Raw genomic sequence first — 14,903 nt, forward strand, 5'->3', positions numbered from 1 at the left:
AGCCCTGGACCAGCGAGCAAGAAATCGGGCGCGACGGGGCTTCCCCGCCGCGCCTTTTTCGTCCGCCGGCGCCGCTCAGTCCGGCGGCTCGCCCGCAAGCACCTCGCGTATCTTCTGCGACAGCTCCGACTTCCGATAGGGCTTCCTGAGCAGCGCCACACCGGGATCGAGATGTCCTCCGTGGACGATGGCATCGTCGGTGTAGCCGGAGGTATAGAGCACCCTTGCTCCCGGCCGCCGGAGCCGGATCGCGTCGGCCAATTCCCGCCCGTTCATGCCGCCGGGCATGATGATGTCCGTGAACAGCAGATCGAATTTGGCGCCCTGGTCGACCAGCGCCAGTGCGGAGGCGCCGTCGCCTGCCACCAGCGTGCGATAGCCGAGGCTGCCGAGCCGGGCGATGACATAGCCCTGCACCAGCGGATCGTCCTCGACCACGAGGATCGTTTCGTGCCCGCGTGCCGTGTCGAGCGCCTGGACCGGCGCGGTCCTGGCCGGCGCCTCGCCCTTCGACCGCGGCAGGAACAGCCGCATCACCGTGCCGCGCCCCTCCTCGCTCTCGACCGCGACGGTGCCGCCGGTCTGCTTGGCAAAGCCGTAGACCATGCTGAGCCCGAGGCCGGTGCCGCGGCCGACGCCCTTGGTGGTGAAGAACGGCTCGAACACGTGCTCGCGGATGTCGGCGGGGATGCCGTGGCCGGTGTCGGCGACCGCGACCATCACGAAGGCGCCGCGCATGGCATCGCCGTCGCCCGCAGCGTCGGTGTCGTCGAGCTCGCGGTTCGCGGTCTCGATCGTGAGCTTGCCCCCGCCCGGCATCGCGTCGCGCGCGTTGACGGCGAGGTTGACGATCGCGGAGGAGAGCTGCGATGGATCGGCCATCGCGGACCACGCATCGTCGGCGAGCCGGGTCACGATCTCGATATGGGCGCCGAGGATCGGCCTCAGCAGTTTAGCGGTCTCGATCACGAGGGCGTTGACGTCGATCTCGCGCGGCTCCAGCGGCTGGCGGCGCGCGAAGGTCAGGAGCTGCGAGGTGATCTCCGCGCCGCGCGCGGCCGCATCGTCGATCAGCTGCGCGATCGCGGCGAATTCGGGCTTGTCCGCAAGCCCCTCCTGGATGATCTCGATGGTGCCGGTGATGACCGTGAGCACATTGTTGAAGTCGTGCGCGACGCCGCCGGTGAGCTGGCCGATCGCATCCATCTTCTGGGATTGGCGCAGCCGCTCCTCGGTCTCGTGCTGCTCGGTGAGATCGGTCGCGGAGCCGCGATAACCCATGAAGCTTCCGTCGGCAGCGAAGACCGGCTGGCCGTTGACGCTGAAATGATGCATCCGCCCCGTGGTGTCGCGGCCGCGATATTCGAACTTCCGGAACGGCTCATGGCGGTCCAGCATCGCCATGTGCGCGCGCCATTTCTCGGGCTCGGCGTCGCAGCCGGACGCGGCATCGGTGCGGCGCTTGCCGATCAGCGCCTTGTTGTCCATGCTGAAGGCACCGGCCCGGTCGGAAATGTAGGTGAACCGATGGTCCGGTCCGGTCTCCCAGAACCAGTCGGACGCGGTCTCGGCATAGTCGCGGAAACGCTCTTCACTCGCACGCGCGTCCTCTTCGGCGCGCCGGCGGACCTTGAGGTCGCGCTCGAGATTTGCATTGGCCTCGCGCAGCTCGCCATAGGCCCGCTGGAGGTTCGCGCACATCGCGTTGAAGGCGTCGATGACCTTGTCCAGCTCGTCGGCATCGTAGGGCGGCCGGCGCTCCAGGCGCAAAGGCGGCGGCGGCCGCGCAAGGCTGTATTTGCTGACGAAGTCTGCGATGGCGACCAGATGCCGCGTCACCAGCAGATGGAACATGTAGATGATGAACAGCGAGACGAGGAACGTCTTGGCCGCCTGGCTTGCCAGGATCACCAGCGCGCGGTTCAGCAGATGCTGGTAGACGTCGGTCAGCGTCGCCTCGACATGGAGCACGCCGATCTCGCGTGCGGTCCCCTGCACATTGGTGTTCAGCGGATAGTCGCGCGTCACGACCGAGCGGGTGCTCGGCTCGCCGATGGCGAGACGGATCGGATTGGGACGGTCGTCAACCTCGCGCACCTCGGCGGCGCGGATGTCGGGCAGCCGCAGGATGCCGTCGAGCTGGAGCTTGAGCTGGTTCTGGTCGAGATTCCACAGGCTCTCGCCGAGACTGCCGGTGGTGCTGCGGCCGATCTCGTCGAGCCTGGTCTCGATGAGGCCGACCTCGCGATCATAATCGAGATAGAGCTGGAGCGCAGTCAACGTCAGCGTCACGACCGAAGAGAACAGCAGCACGGCGGCGAGCAGGCGCGGCCCGACGCCGCTGCGCGACCAGTTGAAGAGCCGGGACAGCAGCGCGGCGAACATCGAAGGCGCGAGCGCGGTGCCGATCAAATCCTGCTTCGCAGCCGCCGGTGCAACGGCGCGGCCGCGATTGGAGTCCTCGTCACCAGCCTTGGCCATGCACCACATCCCCGGAAACGGCGGCACGCTGCGGCCGAGCGGTCGCAGCCTCGAGCATTTCGATCGTCGAGACTTCCCCTTCCCGCGATGCGCGCGGCGATCCCGTCGGCCGATTTCCTGTCAACCCCTGGGCGGCTTGAGGTCGGCGGGGTCATATCTTGCGTCCGCTAGCAGGATTGTCGCGCAAACTACCACTTCGCGTGGTAGAATGACATCGGTGAAAGTCCGGACGTCGCCTGCACCTCGGGCGGGGCAGTGGGCCACGCGCAGGCGCCGTCTCCGGTAGATCGGGCGGACATCGGAATCCAGCGGTAGCTTCGGGCAACGAGGAGGCGCGTCATGTGGCGGATTATCGTCGCCTGCCTGTCACTGCTTGCAAGCGGTCCATCGCCGGCGCAGGAGGTCATCCGGCTCGCGCGCATCGCCGACATCCCCGATCAATATGTCGGCGGCGAGATGTTGCGGGCCGTTTACGCCAGGCTGAACATCAGGCTGGAGTTCGAGGACGTCCCCGGCAAGCGCGCGCTCGCGCTGTCGAGCGCCGGCGCGGTCGACGGCGAGATCCAGCGCATCGGATCGCTCTCGCGCGACTACCCGACGCTGGTCCAGGTCACGCCGGCGATCAACTATATCGAGCCGGCGGTGTTTGCGACGAAATTCCGGTTCGACGTCGCCGGCTGGGACTCGATCAGGGACTACAGCATCGGCATCGTCCGCGGCGTCGGCTCCTCGGAGGCCGGCACCCGCGGCATGGCCCGCGTCACGGCGACCACTGGCCTCGACAACATGGTCAGGATGCTCGATGCCGATCGTTTCGACGTGATGGTCACCGACCTCTTCAGCGGGCTCGCCGCGGTGCGCAAACTCAATCTGCAGGCCAGGATCCACCCGCTCTCGCCGCCGCTCGAGCGCATCCACATCTACCATTACCTGCACGAACGCCATCGCGATCTCGTGCCGAAGGTAGGCAAGGCGATCGCCCAGATGGAGGCGAGCGGCGAATTGGCGGCGCTGCGCGAGGCCCTGGTCAAGCAGGTCTTGAACGCCCCGTAACGGGCCGCCGGCTCAGCCCGTGCGAAGCCTCTCGCGCAAGGCGACGGCGGCGATCAGCATGCCGACGCACCAGGCCACGACGGCGCGGTGGGGCTCCCCGCCGAGCAGCACCGTGAAGATGCTCGTCAGCAGGCACGGCACGATGACCTTGCCCGTCCGGCTCGTCAGTGCGAGCAGGAACGGCATCGCCGCGATCGATATCTGCAGGACGTCCATATGGGACATCGGGCGCGAGGCTTCAGAAGCCGCAAACACCGAGCGCGCGCGGCCGCTTGCCGCGCCGGCTTTCGACGATGCGCTCGCCGCCATTCTCGGCCGAGCTGCCGTAATAGCGGTGATGGCCGCTTTGGTCGTGCAGATCGGCCGTCTGAGATTGTCCGGCGCGACGTGCGTCGCAGATGATCTTGATGTGACCCGACATTGCCGCCTCCGGCAGAAATCTTGTTGTTGTGGTCATCAGTCGCGACCACTTCCGGCGGCGTTCACACGGCAACGCCGCAATCGGGTTTCAGGACGGTTTCGTCGCGGCCCGGCCACGCAATATCTTATGCTTGAATTTATTTTGGGGATTGTCGGCATCGCCTGCGGTGCTACGTCCTCTGGGATCGGTGCAGAAAACAACGAGGTGACGATGCTGTACGCCATCCTGGCCTACCACGTGGAAGACGAGATCCTGTCCTGGACGCCTGAGCAGGACGCCGCAGTCGTGGCCAAGGTCATCGAGGTTCAGGCCCCCTTGCGGGCCAGCGGGCAGTTCGGGCCGGCCGCCCGTCTGGATGAGACCCGAAAGGCCCGCACCTTGCGCGGCCCCGGCGCGGGCATGGTGCTGGACGGCCCGTTTGCGGAGACCAAGGAGCAGCTTCTGGGCTTCCACCTGATGGAATGCGCCAGCGAGGAGGAGGCGATCGCGGCGGCGCGCAAGCTGCGTGCGGTCAACCCGACTGCGGTTTACGAAATCCGCCCGGTCAAGCTTTACGTGCCGGCCGATGGGTTCGGCGCGACGTCCGGGTGAGGCCTCACGCGCCCGGCCCGGCCCGCGCACCGTAGAAGCGCTGGATCGCGAGCCCGCCGAAGGCGATGAACCAGACGAAGGGCGCGATATGCGGGGCGAACGCCGCCACGATCGTGCCCGGGATGAACACCAGGAGCGGAAACAGCGAGGCCATGATCTCCTGGCGCCAGCCGCCGAGGATCGTCCACCACAGCCAGGCATTGAGGCCGGCGATCGCGGTCAGGTGCAGCCCGTAGAGCACCGCAACCGCACTGCTCATGCCGTAATTGGTGTAGAGGCCGTTGGTGACAGGCAGCAGAACGATCGAGAGCAGGAAGAACAGGTTGAGGATCACGGCGCCGCGGCTGCCGACGGGTTGGCGCGCCAGCCGCCGGTGATGGCTGATCCAGAACACGCCGGCGATGATGAAGCTGAGTGCGAAGCCGGCGAGCTTGCCGGAATAGACATGGGCAAGATCGCTCCAGTCGGGCGCGCTGGTGAACACCGCGGCCTTGGGCAGGTCGTAGGCCAACAGCGTCATGGCGACACCGAAAATGGTGTTGCTGAGCGATTCCAGCCGCCGCATCTCGAACTGGTCGGATTTGAGCTCGGTCATGCCGGGTGCGCTTTTCGGACTGGAACCTGGGGGCGTCTTTCCCCCTAAATCCTAAACCCGGTCCCGTCCAGCCGCATTGCGATTCGCGACGGGATCGCCGACTCTCGCCCTTTCACCGGGGCGATTCGTGGCGACATATCTGGACACGCTCAATGCGGAGCAGCGCCGCGCCGTCGAGCATGGCGTGGCCGATGGCGCGACCGTGGGCGCTCCCCTGCTGGTGATTGCCGGCGCCGGCTCCGGCAAGACCAACACGCTGGCCCATCGCGTCGCGCATCTGATCGTCGCCGGCGCCGATCCGCGCCGCATCCTGTTGATGACGTTCTCCCGCCGCGCGGCGGCCGAAATGGCCGGCCGGGTCGAGCGCATCGCCCGCAAGGTGCTGGGCGAGAACAACGCCGCGATCATGCGCGATGCGCTCAGCTGGGCCGGCACCTTCCATGGCATCGGCGCGCGTCTGCTCCGCGAATATGCCGAACGGATCGGCGTCGATCCCGCCTTCACCATCCACGACCGCGAGGATTCCGCCGACCTGATGAACCTGGTCCGGCACGAGCGCGGCCTGTCGAAGACCGAGAGCCGCTTCCCCACCAAGGGCACGTGCCTGTCGATCTACTCGCGCTGCGTCAACGCCGAGATGGAGATCGAGAAGGTGCTGGGGGTGCACTATCCCTGGTGCGCCGGCTGGGCCGCCGAGCTGAAGGGCCTGTTCGCGGCCTATGTCGAGGCCAAGCAGGCCCAGCACGTGCTCGATTACGACGATTTGTTGCTGTATTGGTCGCAGATGATGAGCGATGCGCTGATCGCCGAGGAGATCGGCGGCCGCTTCGATCACGTGCTGGTCGACGAATACCAGGACACCAACCGCCTGCAATCCTCAATCCTCCTGGCGCTCAAGCCCGACGGACGCGGGCTCACCGTGGTCGGCGACGACGCCCAGTCGATCTATTCGTTCCGCGCCGCCACCGTGCGCAACATCCTGGATTTCCCGCAGAGCTTCTCGCCCCGCGCCGAAATGATCACGCTCGACCGCAACTATCGCTCGACGCAGACCGTGCTGGCTGCGGCCAACGGCGTCATCGGGCTCGCGCGCGAGCGCTTCACCAAGAATCTCTGGACCGACCGCGCCGCCTCGCACAAGCCGCAGCTCGTCACCGTGCACGATGAGGCCGACCAGGCGCGCTACATCGTCGAAGAGGTGCTGGCGAACCGCGAGCAAGGCGCGCTGCTCAAGCACCAGGCGGTGCTGTTCCGGACGTCCTCGCATTCAGGCCCGCTCGAGATCGAGCTGACCCGCCGCAACATTCCGTTCGTCAAGTTCGGCGGGCTGAAATTCCTCGACGCCGCGCATGTCAAGGACGTGCTGGCGCTGCTGCGCTTTGCCGAGAACCCGCGCGACCGCGTCGCCGGTTTCCGCATTTTGCATCTGTTGCCGGGCGTCGGCCCCGCGACCGCGCAGCGCGTGCTCGACCACATGGCGGAAAGCACCGATCCGCTCGCCGCACTCGGCCAGCTCCCGGTGCCCGCGCGCACCGGCGCCGACTGGACCGACTTCGTCCGCACCACCCAGAATTTGCGCTATTCGGAATGGCCGGTCGATCTCGAACGCGTGCGACTCTGGTACGAGCCGCATCTCGATCGCCTCCACGAAGATTCCGAGACGCGCCGCGCCGATCTGATGCAGCTCGAGCAGATCGCCAGCGGCTATGCCTCTCGCGAGAAATTTTTGACCGAGCTCACGCTCGACCCGCCGGACGCGACTAGCGATAAATCAGGGCCGCCGTTGCGCGATGAGGATTATCTGATCCTGTCCACCATCCACTCCGCCAAGGGCCAGGAATGGAAGTCGGTGTTCGTGCTCAACGTCGTCGACGGCTGCATGCCGTCCGATCTCGGCGCCGGCACCAGCGCCGAGCTGGAAGAGGAGCGCCGCCTGCTCTATGTCGCGATGACCCGCGCCAAGGACGATCTACACCTCGTCGTTCCCCAGCGCTTCTTCGTCCACGGCCAGGCCGCCAAGGGCGACCGCCACGTCTATGCCTCGCGCACCCGCTTCATTCCGGAGCAGCTGGTCTATCTGTTCGAGCGCACCGCCTGGCCGAAGGCTGCCGCGGGCGCGGCCCGCACCGCGGCGCAGGGGCCGAAGATCGACATCGGGGCGCGGATGCGCGGGATGTGGCGGTAGACGCAAGAGGCTCGTGTCGGGACCTGTCAGGATAACCGGAACAACAGAGGTCCGACATGAAAGCCGTCGTCGTCGAGCAATACGCACCGATCGATCAGATCGAACTGAAGGACGTCCCGCCGCCGTCCATGGAACCGGGACAATTGCGCATCCGCGTGGAAGCTGCCGGGATCGGCTTCGTCGACGGCTTGAAGATCGAGGGACGCTATCAGACCAAAGATCCCCTGCCCTTCATTCCCGGGACGGAGTTCGCGGGCGTGGTGACGGACGCGCCCGGCGCACCCGGCGGCTATCAGCCCGGCATGCGCGTGATGGGGATGACGCGATCGGGCGCGCTTGCCGAGGAGATCGTCGTCAGACCCGAAGCGCTCCATCCCCTGCCCGACGGCGGCGCGGCCGAAGTCGCCGCCTCGTTTCGCGCCAATTATCTGACCGCGCTCTATGCGCTAAGCGCACGCGCCTCGCTCTGCGCAGGCGAACAGCTTCTGGTGCTGGGCGCAGCTGGCGGCACCGGAATTGCGGCAGTCCAGATCGGCAAGCTGCTTGGCGCCCGTGTGATCGCAGCAGCATCGACACCGGACAAGCGCGCGTTCGCGCTGGCGCACGGCGCCGACGCTGTGATCGACTACACGCAGACTGGCTGGCGCGACACACTGAAGGAATTGACGGGAGGACACGGCGCTGACGTGATCTTCGACCCCGTCGGCGGCGAGATCTCGGTGCAGGCCTTTCGCTCCATCGCCTGGCGCGGCCGTCATCTCGTGGTCGGTTTTGCCGCCGGCGCGATCCCCGCGCTACCGTTCAACCTGCCCCTGCTGAAGGGCGGCGCCCTGCTCGGTGTCGACCTCGCACAGATCCCGTTGCGCGAGCCCGACGTGCAGAAACGCCTGATGTTGCAGTTGACGGGCTGGCTTGCCGACGGCCAGCTGAAGCCTGTGGTCGGTCGCGTCTTCGCGCTGGGCGATTTCCGGGAAGCGTTCAGGACCATGCAAACGCGCGGGGCGCTCGGCAAGATGGTCGTGCGCATCTCGACATAGGACGCACGAGCGGCGCGAGGGCGTCCGTGACGCGGCGGCAGCTACGTGTTCAGCCTGTCGAACTGGACCTTGCCCGCCTTCATCACCAGTGGAATATGCTCGCCCTGGCCGAGCAGGCAGGCGACGTCGCGCAGCGGATTGCCGTCGACCACCAGCAGGTCCGCGATCGACTCGGGCACGATGCGGCCGAGCTTGCCCTCCATGCCGAGCACCTCGGCGCCGATCACCGTGGCGCTGGCGATCACCGCGCGCGGACCGAGAATCTCGGCGCGAATGCGGAATTCGTCGCTCTGGAGGCGCTGCGACGGCCCGAGCAGATCGCTGCCGAACCCCATCTTCACGCCGGCGTCGCGATAGATCGCGAGCGAACGCAGGCCGGCGTCGCGGACATCGGCGATCTTGGCGACGCTCTCGGGCGGCAGGCCATATTGCGCGCCTTCATTGGCCAGCGCCTCGTAGGTGACGAGCGTCGGCACCACATAGGCGCCCTTCTCGGCCATCAGGCGCGCGGTCTGGGCATCGACCAGATTGCCGTGCTCGATGGTGCGCACGCCGCAGCGAACCGCGCGCTCGATCGCGGCAGCGGTATAGGCGTGGGCGAGCACATAGGTCTGGCGCCCGCGCGCCTCCTCGACGATGGCGCGGATCTCGTCCTCGGAGTAGCCGAAGGCGCCAACCGGATCGGTCGGTGACGCGACGCCGCCGGACGCCATGATCTTGATCTGGTCGGCGCCCATCTGCAGCTCCTCGCGCGCCGCCTTGCGCACGCCGTCGACGCCGTCGGCGACGCGCGCCAGCGCGCCGACGCGCACGCAGCAGGGGCACGGTGCGTCGCTGGCGAGGTAATCCGAACGTGCCCGCATGTCGCCATGCCCGCCGGTCTGGCTCAGCGCGCGGCCGGAGACGAACAGCCGCGGGCCGTCGGTGAGACCGGTCTCGATCGCCTGCTTCAGCGCATGGCCGGCGCCGCCGGCGTCGCGAACGGTGGTGAAGCCACGCCGAAGCATGCCGCGCAGCAGCAGCGTCGAGCGCAGCGTCACCAGCACGTTCGGCATGTGCACCTGCTGCGACAGATTGAGCTCGACCGCCACCGCATGGACATGCAGGTCGATCAGGCCGGGCATCAGCGTCTTGCCGTTGAGGTCGATGGTGCGGTCGACTGAAGCCTGGAGCGGCCGGTCCGAGACCTCCTTGATCACATTGTCCTCGACCAGCACGTGATGGCCCTCCAGCAAATCCGGCTGAAGCGGATCGAGCAGAGCGGCGTTCTTGAAGAGGGTGCTGGGCATGGTCGTTTCCTGTCTGGTCAGGACGGTGTGAGCAGCGCGGGCAATGCGAGCTGGGCGAACGGAAGACACGCAGCGACGTCGTCCGCACCGTACCAGCCCGCTTCATGGAGCAGGTTGAGCGAGCCGAGCGTGCGCCCGCGCCAGCGCACCGGCATGTTGAGCACGCTCTCGCAGCCGAGTGAAGCGATCAGCTCGTGATCGGCGAACACATTGCGCAGATCATCGAGAGTGCGGCCGATATAGGCTTCGCCGCGGTCGAGCACGGCCTCGGTCCAGGGGCCCGGCGCCAGCCGCTTGCGGCCGCCCGTCGGGTAAGGCTCGGGGAGATTGGAATAGATCCGCGCCGCTTCACCCGTATCGTCGTCATAGGTCAGGATCGTGAACAGCTTGTGCCCGATCGCCGATTTCAAGGCTTGGTCCAGCGCCGAGAACAGCGCCTCCGGCTGATCCGCCCTGCCCTGCGCCGCCGCCACGGCGTTGACTAGCGGATCGGGCGGGCGCGTCGTTGCCCTCATGCGACTTCGCCCGCCGCAATGTCTTCCAGCGAACGGCCGCGCGTCGGCACGCCCATCACCACGACGGTGAGCGCTCCGATCAGCAGAACGCTGGTGGTGATCCCGAATACGCCGGCAAAGCCGAAATTGGGATAGAGGTAGCCGACCAGGATCGGCGAGACGATCGCGCCGATCCGGCCGATCGCCGAGGCAAGGCCGGCGCCGGTGGTCCGCACCGGCGTCGGGAACACCTCGGCCGTATAGGCATAGACGCCGGCATAGGTGCCGTTCATGAAGAACGACAGCAGGATCCCCGCGACCATGATGTGCTGGTCGCTCTGCGCGAAGGCGAGTCCGAGCGCGCTGATACCGCCGAGCACCATGTAGGACGCAATGGTCGCCTGCCGGCCGATGCGCTCGTTGAAATACGCGGCGCTGAAATAGCCGGGGATCTGCGCGCAATAGATCGCGAGCGAATAGGCGAAGCTCTTGGTGATGCTCATGCCGTTCTGGACCAGGAGGCCGGGAATCCAGACGAAGAAGGAATAATAGCTGAAGGTGATCGCAAGCCACATGATCCAGGTCATGACGGTGATGCGCGCCTGCCGGGGCGCCAGAAGGGCCGCGAAATTGGCAAGCAACGTTCCCCCGGCGACGGGCGGGCTGACCGCGTCGACGACCGGCTGCGGCAGCACATGCCCCCGGCGCGCGAAGCCGGCTTCGATCCTGTCCAGCACCGCTTCGGCTTCCTTCGCCCTGCCCCGGCTTTCCAGCCAGCGCGGCGATTCCGGCAGCGCCCGGCGCCACCAGAGCAGCATGACGACCGGCACCGCGGTGATCACCAGCACGATGCGCCAGCCGTTCTCATAGGCGGGAACGATGAAGTAGCCGAGCAAGGCCGCCGCGACGAAGCCGAAGGAGAAGAACCCGGCCAGCGCGCCGGTGAAGCTGCCGCGGAAGCGCCGCGCCACGAACTCGGCGAGATAAGGCGCGATGATCGCGCTCTCGGCGCCGGTGCCCATGCCCGCGACAACGCGGGCGGCGAAGAAGGACGGCCAGCTGTCCACGGCGGCGCTGACGATCGATGCGGCACAATAGAGCGCCAGCGCCGACATCATCACCGCGCGGCGTCCGATCAGGTCGCCGAGCGTGCCCGCCAGCAACGCGCCGAACAGGAAGCCGATATAGGTGCTGCTGCCGAGCACGCCGATCTGCACGCTCGTCAGATTCCAGGCGGTGCGCAGCACCGGCAGGATGAACGCCAGAACGGCGGCGTCCATCGCGTCGAACATGTAGCCGAGCCCGCCCATCAACAACAGATGCGTGTGGAAGCGTGCGAATGGCAGGCGCTCGATGCGCGCCGAGATCATCGACATGTAAGTCCCCTCTGTCCGGCGGCCCGGCATCCGCAAGTCCCTGGGGGAACCATAGACAAAGAGATATTATCGTCATAATTTATAATCGTGATCCCATACATCACCACGGTGAATGTTCTGTCGTTTCGATCGCTCGACCTCAACCTGCTGAAGGTCTTCGAAGCCCTGATGACCGAGGGCAGCGTGACGCGCGCCGCCAACGCACTGCTGATGACGCAGCCGGCGGTCAGCAACGCGCTGGCGCGGCTGCGCGACGCGCTCGGCGATCCCCTGTTCGTCAGGTCCGGCACCGGCATCCGTCCGACCCAGCGCGCCGTGGTGCTGTGGGAGCCGATCGGCGAGGCACTCGAAACCGTCCGCGGCGCGCTCGACGAGCAGGTGTTCGATCCGCGCCGCGCGCAGACCGAGTTCAGCCTGTCGATGTCGGATTACGTCGCCTCGCTGGTGATGCCGAATCTCCTCGGCCATTTCGGCAAGGTCGCGCCCAAGGCGCGCGTGCACACCGTCCCCAACACCATTCTGGAGATCGCCGATCAGCTCGAAGACAATCGCGTCGATTGCGTGCTCAGCGTCTATGTCAACGAGGCGCAGCAGCCGGCCGCCATCCGCTCGCGCTCGCTGTGGACGGTCGACTATGCCTGCTTCATGCGGCGCGGCCATCCGCTCGCCGCCCAGAAGCGGCTCAGCACGCGCAGCTTCCTCGGCGCAGGCCATGTCGACGTCAGCCTCGCCGGCAAGACCCTGCCGTCCTACGACCTCTTCCTCGCTTCGCGCGGGCTGTCGCGCAATCTGGTCGCGACCGTCAATCACTACAGCGCCGCTTACGAGGTGGTGCGCCAGTCCGACCTGATCGCGGTGCTGCCGAGCGATCTGCGCTCGCAATCCCGGCACGCGCCGTTCCTGCACGCCATGCCGCTGCCGCTCAAGGCGCCGCCGCGCATCGTCAGCCTGTTCTGGCACCAGCGCAACGACACCGTGCCGGCGCAGCGCTGGCTGCGCGAGACCCTGGTCGAGATGTTCACCAGGTCCGACTGAGCGTACGGGCGCGGGCCTGGCACGATCCAAAGAGGAAACGGTGGGTTTCTCAAAGCAGCATTGTTGCACCGGCCGCCCCGGCCTAGCTCCATCGCAGACGATTCCCTCCCACAGCGACAAGCGCAAGCTGCGCCCGCAGAGACCTCACCGATGACCGCATCGCTTCAATTCGGACTGGATACTTTTGGCGACGTCACCAGGGATGCCGCAGGCGCCATGCTTCCGCACGCGCAGGTGATCCGCAACGTCGTCGACGAAGCGGTGCTGGCCGACGAACTCGGCCTCGACTTCATCGGCCTCGGCGAACACCACCGCGCCGATTTTGCGATCTCCTCGCCGGAGACCGTGCTCGCCGCGATCGCATCGCGGACCAAGCGCATCCATCTCGGCTCGGCCGTAACGGTGCTGTCTTCGGACGATCCCATCCGCGTCTTCCAGCGCTTTGCCACGCTGGACGCGCTCTCCAACGGACGCGCCGAGGTGATCCTCGGCCGCGGCTCGTTCACTGAATCCTTTCCGTTGTTCGGTTTCGACCTGCGCAAATACGAAGAGCTGTTCGAGGAGAAGCTGGACCTGTTTGCTGCCCTGCTGGCGCAGAAGCCGGTGAGCTGGGAGGGCAAGCTGCGTCCGCCGCTGCGGGATCAGCTGGTCTATCCCCCGGTCGAGGACGGCCGGCTTAAAACCTGGATCGGCGTCGGCGGCAGCCCGCAATCGGTGGTGCGCGCTGCGCATTACGACCTGCCTTTGATGCTCGCGATCATCGGTGGCGATCCCGCGCGCTTTGCGCCGTTCGTCGATCTCCATCACCGCGCCGCCAAGGAGTTCGGCCGCCCCGCGCAGCCGATCGGCGTGCACTCGCCCGGCTATGTCGCCGAGACGGATGAAGAGGCGCGCGAGGAGCTATGGCCCGACTACAAGGCCATGCGCGACCGCATCGGCAAGGAACGCGGCTGGCCGCCGATGGGCCGCGACGAGTTCGCGAGCGAGGTCGAGCACGGCTCGCTCTATGCCGGCTCGCCGGAAACGGTGGCGCGCAAGATCGCCAGGACGGCGAAGACGCTCGGCATTGCGCGGTTTCAGCTGAAGTATTCGGCGGGTCCCTTGCCGCATCAGAAGCTGATGAAGAGCATCGAGCTTTATGGGCGCAAGGTGGTGCCGATGGTGCGGGAGATGATGGGGTAGCGGCTTGAGGCCCCGCCTACTTCATCAGCCCGAGCCGGCTCGCGCCGACATAGAGCGAGAGCACGGCGGCGTTGGAGACGTTGAGGCTCTTGATCTCGCCGGGCATGTCGAGCCGCGCCACGACGCTGCAGGTCTCGCGGGTCAATTGCCGCAGGCCCTTGCCTTCGGCCCCTAACACCAGCGCGAGCGGCTCGCGCAGCGCGACGTCGCTGAGATCCGCGCTGCCTTCGCTGTCCAGCCCGACGGTCTGGAAGCCGATTTCATTCAGCGTGGTCAGGGCGCGCGCGAGGTTCTGCACGGTCACAACAGGCACCAGTTCCAGCGCGCCGGAGGCGGCCTTGGCGAGCACGCCGGTGGCTTCCGGGCTGTGGCGGGCAGTGGTGACGATCGCCTTCACCGCGAACGCTGCGGCAGAGCGCAGGATCGCGCCGACATTGTGCGGGTCGGTGATCTGGTCGAGCACCAGCACCATGCCTTCCTGCTTCAAGGTCTCGATATCAGGCGAAGGCAGAGGATCGGCTTCCGCAAGCAGGCCCTGATGCACGGCATCGGGCGAGAGCAGACGGTCGATCTCCTGGGGCCGGACGATCTCGGGCGTGACGCGGGTCTCGATATTCTCGTCCGCAAGTCGCTTCGCAGCGTTCTCGGTCAGCGTCAGCTTGCGGATCCGTCGCTCCGGGTTGGCCAGCGCCATGGTGACGGTGTGCCAGCCATAGAGGACGACCGGCCCGTCGGCGTGCGAATCGCGGTCGCGCCAGGCCGGCCGGCCGGCCGATTTCCCGGGTCTGTTGAAGGGCTTAGCCCCGCCGCGGGGGCCCCTGGGGGTGAATTTTCGATCCTTCATGGGCTCGCTTGTGTCACGGGTGCCGGAATATGGCAATTTGGGTGGCTTCGAAGGCGATTTTAGCTGTTCGCCTCGGTTGACTTTGCCCCACCGGATCGCCCATAACCGCGCCCGGTCGCGCCCCCATCCGGGCTGTCGCGGCCTTCACGTTCCATGGCCGTCTTCGGTCGCCGGCAAGGTCCGGCCCGATTGTGCTGCCGTCGAGCGGGGGAGTGTCCCGAGTGGCAAAGGGAGCTGACTGTAAATCAGCCGCCTCATGGCTTCGCAGGTTCGAGTCCTGCCTCCCCCACCAGCCTTCGCTCGCTTCGCGAGCTTCGGCT

General features: G+C 66.8%; 14 protein-coding genes and 1 tRNA gene. 7 read left to right on the forward strand and 8 right to left on the reverse strand.

From position 1 onward, the window contains the following. Positions 1–75: 75 nt before the first annotated feature. Positions 76–2,481: an ATP-binding protein gene (locus IC66_RS0132925; RefSeq protein ID WP_028141069.1), complete on the reverse strand. Its 2,406-nt coding sequence runs from the start codon at positions 2,479–2,481 to the stop codon at positions 76–78. A gap of 339 nt (positions 2,482–2,820) precedes the next feature. On the opposite strand from IC66_RS0132925, the gene IC66_RS0132930 reads away from it, so the two are divergent. Further along, positions 2,821–3,534: a substrate-binding periplasmic protein gene (locus IC66_RS0132930; RefSeq protein ID WP_028141070.1), complete on the forward strand. Its 714-nt coding sequence runs from the start codon at positions 2,821–2,823 to the stop codon at positions 3,532–3,534. A gap of 12 nt (positions 3,535–3,546) precedes the next feature. Here IC66_RS0132930 and IC66_RS0132935 read toward each other — a convergent pair whose 3' ends face one another. After that, positions 3,547–3,750 carry a hypothetical protein gene (locus tag IC66_RS0132935; protein WP_028141071.1) on the reverse strand — a complete coding sequence of 68 codons (204 nt, stop codon included), beginning with the start codon at positions 3,748–3,750 and terminating at the stop codon, positions 3,547–3,549. A gap of 22 nt (positions 3,751–3,772) precedes the next feature. Then, complete coding sequence (locus IC66_RS0132940; protein WP_038950498.1) at positions 3,773–3,955, reverse strand: hypothetical protein; 183 nt, start codon at positions 3,953–3,955, stop codon at positions 3,773–3,775. 210 nt (positions 3,956–4,165) lie between these two features. On the opposite strand from IC66_RS0132940, the gene IC66_RS0132945 reads away from it, so the two are divergent. Beyond that, positions 4,166–4,546 carry a YciI family protein gene (locus IC66_RS0132945; RefSeq protein ID WP_028141072.1) on the forward strand — a complete coding sequence of 127 codons (381 nt, stop codon included), beginning with the start codon at positions 4,166–4,168 and terminating at the stop codon, positions 4,544–4,546. A 4-nt stretch (positions 4,547–4,550) separates the two neighbouring features. Here IC66_RS0132945 and IC66_RS0132950 read toward each other — a convergent pair whose 3' ends face one another. Next, a complete protein-coding gene (locus tag IC66_RS0132950) occupies positions 4,551–5,141 on the reverse strand; it encodes a TMEM175 family protein (protein WP_038950499.1) in 591 nt (196 codons plus the stop codon). Between the two features lie 127 nt (positions 5,142–5,268). On the opposite strand from IC66_RS0132950, the gene IC66_RS0132955 reads away from it, so the two are divergent. Both IC66_RS0132955 and IC66_RS0132960 read left to right on the forward strand, forming a co-directional pair. Further along, a complete protein-coding gene (locus IC66_RS0132955; RefSeq protein WP_038950500.1) occupies positions 5,269–7,326 on the forward strand; it encodes an ATP-dependent helicase in 2,058 nt (685 codons plus the stop codon). A 56-nt stretch (positions 7,327–7,382) separates the two neighbouring features. Next, the gene (locus IC66_RS0132960) at positions 7,383–8,363 is read left to right on the forward strand and encodes an NADPH:quinone oxidoreductase family protein (RefSeq protein WP_038950501.1); all 981 of its coding nucleotides are present in this window, start codon (positions 7,383–7,385) and stop codon (positions 8,361–8,363) included. Positions 8,364–8,404: 41 nt separating this feature from the next. On the opposite strand, the gene IC66_RS0132965 is transcribed toward IC66_RS0132960, so the two are convergent. Genes IC66_RS0132965 through IC66_RS0132975 form a run of 3 tightly spaced genes read right to left on the reverse strand, consistent with a single transcriptional unit; the run spans position 8,405 to position 11,522 of the window. Further along, entirely contained in the window at positions 8,405–9,652 is a 1,248-nt protein-coding gene (locus IC66_RS0132965) for a metal-dependent hydrolase family protein (RefSeq protein WP_038950502.1), read from the reverse strand. 17 nt (positions 9,653–9,669) lie between these two features. Next, positions 9,670–10,167 (reverse strand): GAF domain-containing protein, encoded by a 498-nt coding sequence (locus tag IC66_RS0132970; RefSeq protein WP_038950503.1) that lies wholly within the window; start codon positions 10,165–10,167, stop codon positions 9,670–9,672. Then, positions 10,164–11,522, reverse strand: a complete 1,359-nt coding sequence (locus IC66_RS0132975) for an MFS transporter (RefSeq protein ID WP_038950504.1) — start codon at positions 11,520–11,522, stop codon at positions 10,164–10,166. The genes IC66_RS0132970 and IC66_RS0132975 overlap by 4 nt, the downstream gene beginning before the upstream one ends. A gap of 87 nt (positions 11,523–11,609) precedes the next feature. On the opposite strand from IC66_RS0132975, the gene IC66_RS0132980 reads away from it, so the two are divergent. Next, positions 11,610–12,557 carry a LysR family transcriptional regulator gene (locus tag IC66_RS0132980; RefSeq protein WP_256379470.1) on the forward strand — a complete coding sequence of 316 codons (948 nt, stop codon included), beginning with the start codon at positions 11,610–11,612 and terminating at the stop codon, positions 12,555–12,557. 150 nt (positions 12,558–12,707) lie between these two features. Beyond that, positions 12,708–13,739, forward strand: a complete 1,032-nt coding sequence (locus IC66_RS0132985; protein WP_038950505.1) for an LLM class flavin-dependent oxidoreductase — start codon at positions 12,708–12,710, stop codon at positions 13,737–13,739. Positions 13,740–13,755: 16 nt separating this feature from the next. Here IC66_RS0132985 and rlmB read toward each other — a convergent pair whose 3' ends face one another. Continuing rightward, positions 13,756–14,583, reverse strand: coding sequence for a 23S rRNA (guanosine(2251)-2'-O)-methyltransferase RlmB (rlmB, locus tag IC66_RS0132990; RefSeq protein ID WP_038950506.1), 828 nt, complete (start codon positions 14,581–14,583; stop codon positions 13,756–13,758). 206 nt (positions 14,584–14,789) lie between these two features. Here rlmB and IC66_RS0132995 point away from each other — a divergent pair. Next, a tRNA-Tyr gene (locus IC66_RS0132995) sits at positions 14,790–14,875 on the forward strand. Positions 14,876–14,903: the final 28 nt, after the last annotated feature.

The organism is Bradyrhizobium genomosp. III (assembly GCF_000261705.1).
Lineage (GTDB): Bacteria > Pseudomonadota > Alphaproteobacteria > Rhizobiales > Xanthobacteraceae > Bradyrhizobium > Bradyrhizobium ottawaense.

Coding starts and splice junctions, on each gene's coding strand:
- IC66_RS0132960 (WP_038950501.1), top strand. CDS start 7,383: ATGAAAGCCGTCGTCGTCGAGCAATACGCACCGATCGATCAGATCGAA.
- IC66_RS0132925 (WP_028141069.1), bottom strand. CDS start 2,481: ATGGCCAAGGCTGGTGACGAGGACTCCAATCGCGGCCGCGCCGTTGCA.
- rlmB (WP_038950506.1), bottom strand. CDS start 14,583: ATGAAGGATCGAAAATTCACCCCCAGGGGCCCCCGCGGCGGGGCTAAG.
- IC66_RS0132985 (WP_038950505.1), top strand. CDS start 12,708: ATGACCGCATCGCTTCAATTCGGACTGGATACTTTTGGCGACGTCACC.
- IC66_RS0132940 (WP_038950498.1), bottom strand. CDS start 3,955: ATGTCGGGTCACATCAAGATCATCTGCGACGCACGTCGCGCCGGACAA.
- IC66_RS0132935 (WP_028141071.1), bottom strand. CDS start 3,750: ATGGACGTCCTGCAGATATCGATCGCGGCGATGCCGTTCCTGCTCGCA.
- IC66_RS0132930 (WP_028141070.1), top strand. CDS start 2,821: ATGTGGCGGATTATCGTCGCCTGCCTGTCACTGCTTGCAAGCGGTCCA.
- IC66_RS0132965 (WP_038950502.1), bottom strand. CDS start 9,652: ATGCCCAGCACCCTCTTCAAGAACGCCGCTCTGCTCGATCCGCTTCAG.
- IC66_RS0132950 (WP_038950499.1), bottom strand. CDS start 5,141: ATGACCGAGCTCAAATCCGACCAGTTCGAGATGCGGCGGCTGGAATCG.
- IC66_RS0132970 (WP_038950503.1), bottom strand. CDS start 10,167: ATGAGGGCAACGACGCGCCCGCCCGATCCGCTAGTCAACGCCGTGGCG.
- IC66_RS0132945 (WP_028141072.1), top strand. CDS start 4,166: ATGCTGTACGCCATCCTGGCCTACCACGTGGAAGACGAGATCCTGTCC.
- IC66_RS0132975 (WP_038950504.1), bottom strand. CDS start 11,522: ATGTCGATGATCTCGGCGCGCATCGAGCGCCTGCCATTCGCACGCTTC.